We start from the raw sequence: 12570 nt of genomic DNA, 5'->3' as shown, positions 1-12570 counted from the left end.
GGCGTCGGCCAGCACTGCCATGCGCTCGGTCACGGGTGCGCCCCGACGCGGGCCGCGATCACCACACCACACCTCGGAGGCGGTGCGGCGGGGTCCCGGGGAGACCTGTCACGACCGTCTCGGAGCCGGTGGCGGGACTTGAACCCGCAACCTTTCGCTTACAAGGCGAGTGCTCTGCCAATTGAGCTACACCGGCACGGCCCGGAGGCCGGGAACATCGTAAGCGCCCGCACGGGGTGCCACCTGCGGCGAACGGTCTGCTCACGGTGGGACCGGGTTGGTCCGTCCGGAGTGCGCGGGTACCGTCCGGGTGGTCTTGCCGGACGGCATAACGCCTGGCCAGCGGTATCAACAGTAATGAACGGACAGTGATCAACTCACCCGCTCTGGGTACCCCGACCGGGGGTGGCGCATGACACAGCCCCAAATTTGCCGCGGTCGGGCGTGGCGGGCACCTCGCCCCGCACCCCGCGTCGGTGGGGCGCGGACGGCCGTGGAGCGGGGCGGCGGACGTCTCCCGGGTGAACATCCGGGTCACCCGGAGCGCACCCGAACGGGTCGGCCGCGGCGCGCTCCCGCAGGTGAGGCCCTGAGCACCGGGTTTCCACGTGAGAAGGCTCACCTGATTGACTTTCGTCAAGTCAACACAGTGTGACGGGACCGACGACAGGGCATCCAACCTGCGCGTTCCCACTAACCTTCGACGTGGGCGAGACGAATCCCTGAGGAGGCGCTACCCGGTGAGCAGCAGCATCGGCGAGAACGGCGCGGAGTTCCTGGTCGTGGCCAACCGCCTCCCGGTAGACCTGGAGCGCCTGCCCGACGGCACCCAGCGCTGGAAGCACAGCCCCGGCGGCCTGGTGAGCGCCCTGGAGCCCTTCCTGCGCACGCGCAGCGGCGCGTGGATCGGCTGGCCGGGCATCGCGGACGCGGAGGTGGAGGCGTTCGAGGAGGACGGCCTCCAGCTGCACCCGGTGTCGCTCAGCGCCTCCGAGGTGGCCGACTACTACGAGGGCTTCTCCAACGGCACGCTGTGGCCGCTCTACCACGACGTGGTGGCGCCGCCCGCGTTCCACCGGCACTGGTGGAACGCCTACGTGCGGGTGAACCAGCGCTTCGCCGACGTGACCGCGAAGGTCGCCGCCCACGGCGCGACGGTGTGGGTGCAGGACTACCAGCTCCAACTGGTGCCCGCGATGCTCCGCGAGCTGCGCCCCGACCTGCGCATCGGCTTCTTCCTGCACATCCCGTTCCCGCCGGTCGAGCTGTTCATGCAGCTGCCGTGGCGCACCGAGATCATCCGCGGCCTGCTCGGCGCGGACCTGGTGGGCTTCCACCGGCCCGGCGGCGCGCAGAACTTCCTGTGGCTGGCCCGGCGCCTGGTGGGCCTGGAGCCCAGCCGCGGCGCGGTCGGCGTGCGCACCCGGCCGGGTGTCGTGCAGGTCGGCGACCGCACGGTCCGGGTCGGCGCGTTCCCGATTTCGATCGACTCCGCGGGACTCGACGCGCTCGCCCGCGACAAAGAGGTGCAAAAGCACGCGAGGCAAATTCGGGAAGACCTCGGGAACCCGAAGAAGATCCTGCTCGGCGTCGACCGCCTCGACTACACCAAGGGCATCGACGTGCGCCTGCGCGCCCTGCACGAACTGCTCGCCGACGGCCGGATCGACCCGACCGAGGTGACCATGGTCCAGCTCGCCACGCCGAGCCGCGAGCGCGTCGAGCACTACAAGCAGATGCGCGGCGAGATCGAGCAGGCGGTCGGCCGGATCAACGGCGAGTTCTCCACCGTCGGCCACCCCGTGGTCCACTACCTGCACCAATCGGTCAACAAGCGGGAGCTGACGGCGTTCATGTCGGCCGCCGACGTCATGGTGGTCACCCCGGTGCGCGACGGCATGAACCTCGTGTGCAAGGAGTACGTGGCGACGCGCTACGACCTCGGCGGCGCGCTCGTCCTCTCCGAGTTCGCGGGCGCGGCGGCCGAGTTGACGAGCGCGTTCCTGGTCAACCCGCACGATCTCGACGGGGTCAAGAACGCGCTCGAATCCGCCCTCACGCTCGATCCGGCGGAAGGCCGCCGTAGGATGCGCGCGCTGCGGCGCCAAGTTCTGACACACGACGTAGACCGATGGGCGCGATCGTTCCTCGACGCACTGGGCACGCAGACCGCGATCTGAATCAGTTCAGACCACACCACCGACCTGTCCCACCGAGCATTTGAGGAGGGGCGTTGACCGCCGAGGCCCTCCCCGCCGAACTTCGTCGTGCGATCGTTCAGCTGGCGCGCACACCGCGCCTGCTGGTCGCCTGCGACTACGACGGGACATTGGCTCCGATCGTGGCGAACCCGGAAGACGCGCGCCCGCTGCCCGAGTCGGTGGGCGCGCTGCGCTCGCTGGCCGGTCTGCACGAGACGACGACCGCGGTGATCTCCGGGCGCGCGCTGCGCGACCTGGCGACGCTGTCCCGCCTGCCGTCCGAGGTGCACCTGGTCGGCTCGCACGGCTCGGAGTTCGACGTCGGGTTCGTGCACGCGCTCGACAGCGAGGCGCGCGCGCTGCACCGCCGTCTGGAAACAGCATTGGAAGAGGTCGTCGCCGGGAACGAGGGCGTCGGGCTCGAAGTGAAACCCGCGAGCATCGCGGTGCACGTGCGGCGTGCCGACCCCGCCGTGGGGGAGCGGGTTCTGGACGCCGTGCGCACCGGTCCCGCCACCTGGGACGGTGTGCAGGTCACCGAGGGCAAGGCCGTGATCGAGCTGGCCGTGGTGCAGACGGACAAGGGCCACGCGCTCGACGTCCTGCGGCACCGCGCGTCGGCCACCGCGGCGGTGTTCGTCGGCGACGACGTGACCGACGAGAAGGCGTTCGCCCGGCTGTCCGGGCCGGACGTGGGCATCAAGGTCGGCGACGGCGAGTCGCTGGCCGAGTACCTCGTCGGGGACCCGCACGACGTGGCCACGGTGCTGGCGTTCCTGCTGGAGGAGCGCCGGGCGTGGCTGCACGGCGACCAGGCCGTGCCGATCGAGCGGCTGACCATGCTCGCCAACGAGCGGTCCGTGGCGCTGCTCACCCCCGACGCGCGGGTGAACTGGCTGTGCCACCCCGAGCCGGACTCGGCGGCGGTGTTCGCCGACCTGCTCGGCGGCCCCGCCGCCGGGCACTTCTCGATCAAGCCCGAGCACGGGTCGCTGCCCCTGGGCCAGCGCTACGTGCCCGGCACGATGATCGTGGAGACCCGCTGGTCGCGGCTGCTGGTCACCGACTACCTGGACCACGACCTGGCCTCGCACCGCACCGACCTGGTGCGGCGCATCTCCGGCTCGACCAACGCGGTGATCACCTTCGCGCCGCGCCCGGAGTTCGGGCAGGTCCCGGTCAGGCTGCTGCGCGAGCGCGACGGCCTGCGCGTGGTCGGCACCTCCGACCCGATGGTGCTGCGCTCGCCGGGCGTGGACTGGCAGATCACCAGCGACGGCCAGCAGGAGACCGCCACCGCGGTCGTCCGCCCCCGCGAGGGCGCGCCGATCCTGCTGGAGTTCCGCTGCGGCACGGACGACCTGTCCGAGGCCACCCTCGGCGAGGGCGAGCGCCGCGCGCGGGCGGGCTCGTTCTGGTCGGACTGGGCGGCCACCCTCAAGGTGCCCGCCGTCGAGCCCGACCTGGTGCTGCGCTCCGCGCTGACCCTCAAGGGGCTGGTGCACCACGACACCGGCGCGATCATGGCCGCCGCGACCACCTCGCTCCCGGAGGAGCTGGGCGGCATCCGCAACTGGGACTACCGGTACTGCTGGCTGCGCGACGCCGCGCTGACCGCGCAGGCCCTGGTCTCGGTCGGCTCGCTCGGCGAGGCCGAGTCGTTCCTGGGCTGGGTGCACGGCGTGCTGGCCACGCTGCCCGGCCCGGAGCGGCTGCACCCGCTCTACACGCTCCAGGGCACCATGCTGGGCGCCGAGGCCGTCATCGACACCCTCCCGGGTTACGCCGGGTCACGTCCGGTGCGCGTCGGCAACCTCGCCAACCAGCAGGTCCAGCTCGACGTGTTCGGCCCGGTCGTGGACCTGGTGGTGCAGCTCGCCGCCGCGCGCGGCACGCTCACCGACCCCGACTGGGCGATGGTGCAGGCGATGGCCGAGGCGGTCGCCCGCCGCTGGCACGAGCCCGACCACGGCATCTGGGAGGAGCGGCACGCGCCGCGCCACCACGTGTACTCCAAGGTGATGTGCTGGGTCACGCTGGACCGGGCGGTGACCCTGGCCGAGACCTACGGCCGGGACGTCGACCCGTCGTGGCCCGTGCTGCGCGACACCATCTCCAACGACGTGCTCAAGCACGGGTGGAGCGAGGAGGCGCAGTCGTTCACCACGGCGTACGACGGCGACGACCTCGACGCCGCCTCGCTGCACGTCGGCCTGTCCGGCCTGATCGACCCCGCGGACGACCGCTTCCAGGCGACCGTGACGGCGATCGAGGCCGAGCTGCGCTCCGGGTCCACCGTCTACCGCTACCGGCGCGACGACGGCCTGCCCGGCGACGAGGGCGGCTTCCACCTGTGCGCCGCCTGGATGATCGAGGCGTACCTGCTCACCGGCCGCCGCACCGAGGCCGAGGAGCTGTTCGCCCAGATGGTCGACGCCGCCGGACCCACCGGCCTGCTGCCCGAGGAGTACGACCCCATCGCGGAGCGCTCCCTGGGCAACCACCCGCAGGCGTACAGCCACCTGGGCCTCATCCGCTGCGCCCAGCTGCTGGCGGCGTCCAAGTAGGTCCCGGCACGGCCCAGGCAGTCCCGGCACGGCACGAACGGCCCCCCACCCGCGCGGTGGGGGGCCGTTCGTCACTTCTTGAGCTTGAGCAGCTGGAGCGCCTCGAACAGGTCGTTGGCGACGAGCGCGCGGGTCTCGGCGGGCAGCTTCCCGGCGTCCGGCGGCACCAGGGCCTTGGTGTAGCCGAGCCGGGCCGCCTCGGTGAGCCGGCGGCCGACGCCGTTGACGCGGCGCAGCTCGCCGGACAGGCCGACCTCGCCCACGACGACCAGGTCGTGCGGCAGCGGGGTGTCCGTGGCCGCCGAGGCGACCGCCAGCGCCACCGCGAGGTCCACGGAGGGCTCGGTGAGCCGCATGCCGCCGACCGTGGCGGTGAACACGTCCTTGTTGCCCAGCGCGACCCGGCCGCGCTTCTCCAGCACGGCGAGCACCATGGCGAGGCGGGCCGAGTCCAGGCCGCTCACGGCCCGGCGCGGCGCGGGCAGGGCGGTCGGGGCGACCAGCGCCTGCACCTCGCCCAGCATCGGCCGCTTGCCCTCGACCACCACCGTGACCGCGGTGCCGGACACCGCCTGCTCCCGGCGGTTGAGGAACAGCCCGGACGGGTCGGGCACGCCCGCGATACCGTCGTCGCGCAGCTCGAAGCAGCCCACCTCGTCGGCCGCGCCGAACCGGTTCTTGATGCCGCGCAGCAGGCGGAGCGTGGAGTGGCGGTCGCCCTCGAACTGGAGCACGACGTCCACCAGGTGCTCCAGCACGCGGGGGCCGGCGACCGAGCCGTCCTTGGTGACGTGCCCCACCAGGACGATCGGCAGGCCGCGTTCCTTGGCGACCGCGATCAGGCCGGACGTGACCGCGCGGACCTGGCTGACTCCGCCGGGCGCGCCGTCCACGCTCGGCGAGGACATCGTCTGCACCGAGTCGACGATCAACATGCCGGGCTTGACGACGTCGACCTGCCCGAGCACCGCGGAGATGTCGCTCTCGGCGGCCAGGTAGATCTCGTCGTGCAGGTTCCCGGTCCGGTCGGCGCGCAGCCGCACCTGGCCCGCCGACTCCTCGCCGGTGACGTAGAGGCACCGGCTGCCCGCCAGCGCCCACTGGTGCGCCACCTCCAGCAGCAGCGTCGACTTGCCGACCCCGGGTTCACCCGCGAGGAGGACGACGGCACCCGGCACCAGGCCGCCGCCGAGCACCCGGTCCAGCTCGCCGACGCCCGTGGGGACGGCGCGGGCGGACTCGATGTCGACCTGCCCGATGGGCCGGGCCTCGCTGCTGGGCGTGCCGGCGAGGAAGCGCGTCGGAGCGGGGGCGCCGCGCTCCTCGACCGTGCCCCACGCCTGGCACTCGGGGCAGCGCCCGACCCACTTCGCCACCTCGTGCCCGCACTCGGCGCACCGGTAGGTCGGCTTGGCCGCACGCACTGTCTTAGCCACGGTGACGCAGGCTAGCCGCCACCTCCGACAGGTCCCGCCGGACCACCGGTCAGCGGGTGGGTGGCCGGTGGGCGGCCGGTGGACGGCAGGGCCGGTGGCCACCGGGCAGCAGGGCAGCGGCCAGCAGGGCAGCAGGCAGCAGGCAGCGGGCCACCGATCAGCCGGCGGCCGGGTAGTGCGCACCGGTCAGCGAGCCGCAGGTCAGCGAGCCACCGGACGACCGACCCCACCGGACCGCAGGTCGGCGAGCCACAGGACGGCGGCAGCCGCCCCGCGCGGACCCGGAATTGTCGGTGCCCGCCGGCAGAATAAAAAACAGGGGTCCCCTGGGCGGGGACCCCTGCGCAGCGTTCGCACCGGGCTCGACGCCCGGCCACCGCCGGCCTCAGTGCTCGGCCGGCGCGTCCTTGCGGGGCTCGGAGGTGGCGCCGATCGGCAGCTCCAGCGTGACCTCGCCCGCCTTCTCGAACAGGAACGTCACCCGCAGCGTCTCACCCGGCCGCAGCGCCTTCTTCAGGCCCTTCAGCACGATCCTGACCTGCCCCGGCTCGGCCGGCTCGGCCGACGACGGCTTCTTGCCCGACGTGGTCGGCGGGTTCGAGATCGACGTGTCGCGGGACACCGTGGTCGGCGTGGTCGACGCGCCGGCCGTGGGCGAACCGGTCGTCGTCACGGTGGCGCCGGACGCGGAACCCGCGGTCGACGGGGTGGAGCTGGACGCGGCCGAGCTGGAGGCCGCGGAACTGGACGCGGCGGAGCTGGACGCGGCCGAGCCCGAGGTCGGGGTGACCGACGCGGTCGGCTTCGCGGAGGACGTCTCGTCGTCCCCGGCGGTGCCCGGGTCGCCGCCGCCGAGGATGGACGAGCCGGCCTCCAGCTCGACGTCACCCTCGATCTGCGCGGGCTCGGCGGACTCGCTGGTCACGGCCAGCAGCCTGTCCGCCTCGAACCCGTTGTTGGCGATCACGACCACGATCGGGGCGTCCTCGCCCTCCTCGTACGCGCCGTGCTGCGCCGGGAACAGGAACTGGGCGTCCCGGACGGTGACGGTGCCCGCCTGGCCACTCGCCCCGTTCACCGCTGCGACCTGCTGGTCGGTCTGGGTGATCTGCCCTGCGCCGCAGCCTGCGGCGAACAGACCGAGGCCCGTCGCCAGCGCGGCCACGACGGCCAGGCGGCGAGGCGCTGCGGACTTCTGGTGTGCGCGACCCACGGCTGCTCGATCCCTCCCGAAGTGCTGACGAGGCGGGTCGTCCCCGGTAGTGACGGGTTCGACCACCAGTCGGTGAGCCTAACGGGGACCCGCCGACTCGGCGGCACGTGGTACCTCACAGGGGGTCGCGCTCGTCCACAGTGGAGCAAGATCGACCTCGGGCGTTGCACGTGCGGGGGTGGTTTGTCAACCCCCCGCGCGGCCCTGACCAGCGCTAACTGATCTCCGGACGCCGAAGAGGGGATTGCCCGTCGTGTTAGGATGGGGTTAGCGAAAGGGGCAGAGGACACATGGTTTTCAAGGTCGGAGAGACCGTCGTCTACCCGCACCACGGTGCCGCTCTCATCGAAGCAATCGAGACCCGTGTGATCAAGGGCGAGGAGAAGAAGTACCTCGTCCTCAAGGTCGCCCAGGGCGACCTCACGGTTCGCGTCCCCGCCGACAACGCCGAGATCGTGGGCGTGCGCGACGTCGTCGGCCAGGAGGGTCTCGACAGGGTCTTCGAGGTCTTGCGTGCTCCCCACACGGAGGAGCCGACCAACTGGTCGCGGCGGTACAAGGCCAACCTGGAGAAGCTCGCGTCCGGCGACGTGAACAAGGTGGCCGAAGTGGTGCGCGACCTCTGGCGGCGCGAGAAGGATCGCGGACTGTCCGCTGGTGAGAAGCGGATGCTGGCGAAGGCTCGACAGATACTGGTCAGCGAACTGGCGCTGGCCGAGGGCACCGACGAGGACAAGGCCGAGGTCCTCCTCGACGAAGTCCTCGCCACCGCGTCCTGACCGGTAGACCCGCACACGGACACCGCGAACATGGGTGTGGTAGCGCTCGTGCCCGCGGCGGGCCGGGGTGAGCGGTTGGGCTTCGGCATGCCCAAGGCGCTCGTGCCGGTCGACGGCGTTCCGCTGCTGGTGCGTGCCGTGCGCGGCCTGCTGGAGGCCGGCGTGCAGCACGTCGTGATCGCCGCACCTCCGTCCGATGTGGACACTGTGAGTACTGTCACCGCCCCGTTGGCCCAGGCCGGCGGGGCGGTGCACGTGTTGGCCGGGGGCGCCGAGCGCTCGGACTCGGTGCGCCTGGCGCTGGAGCACGCGATGCGCGAGATCCCCGGCACGACGATCGTGCTGGTGCACGACGCGGCCCGCGCGTTCACCCCTCCCGAGGTGGTCAGGGCCGTGATCGACGCCGTGGCCGCCGGTCACCCCGCGGTGGTCCCGGTGCTGCCGGTCGCGGACACGGTGAAGCGGGTCGACCCGGACGGCGTAGTCGTCGACACACCCGATCGGGCGTCGTTGCGGGTGGTGCAGACCCCGCAGGGCTTCGACGCGGCCGTGCTGCTGCGCGCACACGGGTCGGGCCTGCACGCGACGGACGACGCGGGGCTGGTGGAGCGGCTGGGTGTGCCGGTCGTCACGGTCCCGGGTCACCCGGACGCCATGAAGATCACCACGAAGTTCGACCTGGCGGTGGCCGAGGCGCTGCTGGTCGGGGCACCACGAGGAGCGCAGTGATCCCGAGGGTCGGCATCGGCACCGACGTGCACCAGGTCGAGCCCGGTCGGGAGTGCTGGCTGGTGGGCCTGCGCTGGGACGGCGCGGACGGCTGCGCCGGGCACTCGGACGGCGACGTGGCCGCGCACGCGCTGTGCGACGCGCTGCTGTCGGCGGCGGGCCTGGGCGACCTGGGCGCCGTGTTCGGCACGAGCGACCCGCGCTGGGCGGGCCGGCACGGCGTGGACTTCCTGGCGGAGGCGCGGCGGCTGGTCGAGGAGGCCGGTTTCCGGGTCGGCAACGCGGCGGTGCAGGTCATCGGGAACGCGCCGAAGGTCGGCAAGCGGCGTGACGAAGCTCAACAAGTGCTGTCCGAGGCCGTGGGCGGTCCCGTGTCGGTCAGCGGCACGACGTCGGACGGCCTGGGCCTGACCGGGCGCGGCGAGGGCATCGCGGCCGTGGCGACGGCGCTGCTCGTGCCGACGGCCTGACGCGGCGCGCGCGGGCGGCGGTGACCCTGGTCTCCGTTCGCCTGTGACCCGAGACCTCCGAGGTCCAGACCAGTAGCGTCTCAACGGTGACGATCCGCGCCGTCCTCTTCGACTTCTCCGGCACCTTGTTCCGCCTGGAGCACGACTCGTTGACCGCGCACGCCGAGCTGATGCGCGCCCTCACCGCCCCGACGGGCGTGGCCGAGGGCCTCGACGTGTCGCCCGACGACTGGGAGCGGCGCGACCTCGACCCGGTCGCGCACCGCGACCTGCACCTGGCCGTGCTGGCGAGGGCCGGCGCGCCGGACCCGGCCGGGTTCTACGAGAACCTGTGCAGCCCGCCGTTCTGGCAGCCCTACCCGGACACCGCGCAAGCGCTTGGCACCGAGCTGCCCACCGCCGTGGTCAGCAACATCGCGTGGGACATCCGGGCCGTCTTCGCGCGCCACGGCGTCGAGAACCGGGTGGACGAGTACGTGCTGTCGTTCCAGGAGGGTTTCGTCAAGCCGGACCCGAAGCTGTTCCGCATCGCCTGCGACCGGCTCGGCGTGCACCCGTCCGAGGTGTTGATGGTGGGCGACAGCGAGGAGGCGGACGGCGGCGCGGCGGCGATCGGCTGCGCGGTCGAGATCGTCGAACCGCTGCCCACGGCCGGTAGGCCGGACGGTCTCCTCCAGGTCCTCCGCAAGCACATCTGACCGGTCGATTCAACCCCCTCTGGCCACCGCCCGTACCATTCCGGTGTGAGCCTCCACCTCTTCGACACCGCGACCCGGTCCATGCGGGAGTTCGTCCCGCAGGTCAGCGGAACGGCGTCGATCTACGTCTGTGGGGCCACCGTGCAGGGCGTTCCGCACATCGGGCACGTGCGCAGCGGCCTGAACTTCGACGTGCTGCGCCGCTGGCTGGGCCGCGACGGCTCGACCGTGCACCTGGTGCGCAACGTCACGGACATCGACGACAAGATCCTGACCAAGGCCGCCGAGCACGGCAGGCACTGGTGGGACTGGGCGTACGAGCACGAGCGGGCGTTCGACGACGCCTACGAGGCGCTGGGCTGCCTGCCGCCGTCGTACTCGCCGCGCGCCACCGGCCACGTCACGCAGATGGTCGACCTGATGGAGCGCCTGATCGGGAAGGGCCACGCGTACGCCTCGGACGGCGACGTGTACTTCTCGGTGACCTCGTTCCCCGAGTACGGGGCGCTGTCCGGGCAGAAGCCGGCCGACGTGCACCAGGGCGAGACGGCGACGCGCGGCAAGCGCGACCCGCGCGACTTCACGCTGTGGAAGGCGGCGAAGCCGGGCGAGCCGTCGTGGCCGACGCCGTGGGGGCCGGGCCGGCCGGGCTGGCACCTGGAGTGCTCGGCGATGGCGACCGCCTACCTGGGGTCGGCGTTCGACATCCACGGCGGCGGCATCGACCTGATCTTCCCGCACCACGAGAACGAGCAGGCGCAGTCCCGGGCGGCGGGCGACCACTTCGCCGAGTACTGGATGCACAACGCCTGGGTGACGCTGTCCGGCGAGAAGATGTCGAAGTCGCTGGGCAACACCGTGACCATCCCGGCGATGCTGGAGAAGGTGCGCGCGCCCGAGCTGCGCTACTACCTGGTCGGCCCGCACTACCGGTCGACGATCGAGTACTCCCCCGAGGCGCTGGACGAGTCGGTGTCGGCGTACCGCCGGGTCGAGTCGTTCCTGCGGCGCGTGGTCGAGCGGACCGGCGCCGTGGAGGACGACGGCGTGCTGTCGCAGCCGTTCGTCGCGTCGATGGACGACGACATGGGCACGCCCGGCGCGCTGGCCGCGATCCACCGGCGGGTGCGCGAGGGCAACACCGCCCTGGAGTCTGGGGACGACACCGGGGCGCGGGCCGCGGCGTCGTCGGTGCGGGCGATGACCGGGCTGCTCGGGCTGGACCCGCTCTCGGAGCGGTGGCACGACGCGGCGTCGACCGGCGGCGCGGGCCGGCAGGCGTTGGGCGTGCTGGTGGAGCGGCTGCTGGAAGAGCGGCAGCAGGCCCGCAAGGACCGGGACTTCGCACGGGCGGATGCCCTGCGCGACAGCCTGCTCCTGGCCGGGATCGCCGTCGAGGACACCCCCGACGGTCCGATGTGGACCTTGAAGGACGACTGAGCTCGTGGCTGGTAACTCCAAGCGCCGTGGCGCTATGCGCAACCCAGGTTCCAAGAAGGGCGCGGTCGTCGGTTCCGGCGGGCAGAAGTCCAAGGGACTCCAGGGCAAGGGCCCGACGCCGAAGGCGACCGAACGGCCCAACCACCCCGCGCACAAGCGGGCCAACGCGGTGGCGAAGGTCGAGCAGCAGCGCGCGCAGCGGCGCAGGGCCGCCGAGACCGGGCCGGAGACCGTCGCCGGGCGCAACCCCGTGGTCGAGTGCCTGCGCGCGGGCATCCCGGCGACGGCGCTGTACGTGGCGCTGGGCATCGACGCGGACGACCGGGTCGCCGAGGCGGTGCAGCTGGCGGCGTCGCGGGGCATCTCCGTGCTGGAGGTGCAGCGCGGCGAGCTGGACCGCATCACGGGCGGCGCGATGCACCAGGGCCTCGGGCTCCAGGTGCCGCCCTACGAGTACGCGGAGCCGCGCGAGCTGCTCAAGATCGCGCGCGAGTCGGGCAACCCGCCGCTGCTGGTGGCGCTCGACGGCGTGACGGACCCGCGCAACCTGGGTGCCGTGGTGCGGTCGGCGGCGGCGTTCGGGGCGCACGGGGTCGTGCTGCCGCAGCGCCGTTCGGCGGGGATCACGGCGGTGGCGTGGCGGACCAGCGCGGGCACGGCGGCGCGGATGCCGATCGCGGTGGCGACCAACCTGACCCGCCAGCTCAAGGAGTGGGCCGAGGCGGGGCTGATGGTCGTGGGGCTGGACGCGGACGGCGACGTCGACGTGGACGGCCTGGACCTGGCCACCGGGCCGCTGGTCGTGGTGGTCGGCTCGGAGGGGCGCGGCCTGTCCCGGCTGGTGCGGGAGACGTGCGACCAGACGGTGTCGATCCCGATGTCGGCGGGCGTGGAGTCGCTGAACGCGTCGGTCGCGGCCGGCGTGGTGCTGGCCGAGATCGCCCGCCGCCGCCGCGTCGAAGCCCGCACCTGACCCAGACCCCAGGGGCCTGAACGCAGAACTCACCTGCCCTGAGCGTTGGACTCTCGGGGCCTGG

At 72.6% G+C, this 12570-nt stretch carries 10 protein-coding genes and 1 tRNA gene; 8 read left to right on the top strand and 3 right to left on the bottom strand.

Annotation, left to right across the window (positions count from 1 at the left end; all coding sequences use genetic code 11):
- Positions 1-123: 123 nt before the first annotated feature.
- Positions 124-196: transfer RNA gene (locus tag ACR807_RS38140), tRNA-Thr, on the bottom strand.
- 544 nt (positions 197-740) lie between these two features.
- On the opposite strand from ACR807_RS38140, the gene ACR807_RS38135 reads away from it, so the two are divergent.
- Entirely contained in the window at positions 741-2180 is a 1440-nt protein-coding gene (locus ACR807_RS38135) for an alpha,alpha-trehalose-phosphate synthase (UDP-forming) (RefSeq protein ID WP_438926389.1), read from the top strand.
- 53 nt (positions 2181-2233) lie between these two features.
- Positions 2234-4768, top strand: a complete 2535-nt coding sequence (gene otsB, locus ACR807_RS38130) for a trehalose-phosphatase (protein WP_438926388.1) — start codon at positions 2234-2236, stop codon at positions 4766-4768.
- A gap of 71 nt (positions 4769-4839) precedes the next feature.
- On the opposite strand, the gene radA is transcribed toward otsB, so the two are convergent.
- Together radA and ACR807_RS38120 are read right to left on the bottom strand one after the other, a co-directional pair.
- Positions 4840-6204 (bottom strand): DNA repair protein RadA, encoded by a 1365-nt coding sequence (radA, locus tag ACR807_RS38125; RefSeq protein ID WP_438926387.1) that lies wholly within the window; start codon positions 6202-6204, stop codon positions 4840-4842.
- 385 nt (positions 6205-6589) lie between these two features.
- Complete coding sequence (locus tag ACR807_RS38120) at positions 6590-7417, bottom strand: copper chaperone PCu(A)C domain-containing protein (protein ID WP_438926386.1); 828 nt, start codon at positions 7415-7417, stop codon at positions 6590-6592.
- A gap of 290 nt (positions 7418-7707) precedes the next feature.
- Here ACR807_RS38120 and ACR807_RS38115 point away from each other — a divergent pair, with 290 nt between their 5' ends.
- The 6 genes from ACR807_RS38115 (at position 7708) to rlmB (ending at position 12506) form a co-directional block, all read left to right on the top strand.
- Entirely contained in the window at positions 7708-8196 is a 489-nt protein-coding gene (locus ACR807_RS38115) for a CarD family transcriptional regulator (protein WP_065915127.1), read from the top strand.
- 30 nt (positions 8197-8226) lie between these two features.
- On the top strand, positions 8227-8925 hold the full coding sequence (ispD, locus tag ACR807_RS38110; protein WP_438926385.1) for a 2-C-methyl-D-erythritol 4-phosphate cytidylyltransferase: 699 nt from the start codon (positions 8227-8229) through the stop codon (positions 8923-8925).
- Positions 8922-9395, top strand: coding sequence for a 2-C-methyl-D-erythritol 2,4-cyclodiphosphate synthase (ispF, locus tag ACR807_RS38105; protein ID WP_438926384.1), 474 nt, complete (start codon positions 8922-8924; stop codon positions 9393-9395). The genes ispD and ispF overlap by 4 nt, the downstream gene beginning before the upstream one ends.
- An 86-nt stretch (positions 9396-9481) precedes the next feature.
- Entirely contained in the window at positions 9482-10093 is a 612-nt protein-coding gene (locus ACR807_RS38100; RefSeq protein ID WP_438926383.1) for an HAD family hydrolase, read from the top strand.
- A gap of 45 nt (positions 10094-10138) precedes the next feature.
- The gene (gene cysS / locus ACR807_RS38095; protein WP_438926382.1) at positions 10139-11533 is read left to right on the top strand and encodes a cysteine--tRNA ligase; all 1395 of its coding nucleotides are present in this window, start codon (positions 10139-10141) and stop codon (positions 11531-11533) included.
- Between the two features lie 4 nt (positions 11534-11537).
- On the top strand, positions 11538-12506 hold the full coding sequence (gene rlmB / locus ACR807_RS38090; protein WP_438926381.1) for a 23S rRNA (guanosine(2251)-2'-O)-methyltransferase RlmB: 969 nt from the start codon (positions 11538-11540) through the stop codon (positions 12504-12506).
- Positions 12507-12570: the final 64 nt, after the last annotated feature.

The organism is Saccharothrix sabaoui (assembly GCF_051756985.1).
Classification (GTDB): domain Bacteria; phylum Actinomycetota; class Actinomycetes; order Mycobacteriales; family Pseudonocardiaceae; genus Actinosynnema.
The sequence above is the reverse complement of the archived record's forward strand: the minus strand, read 5'-3'. Positions and strand labels throughout refer to the sequence as shown.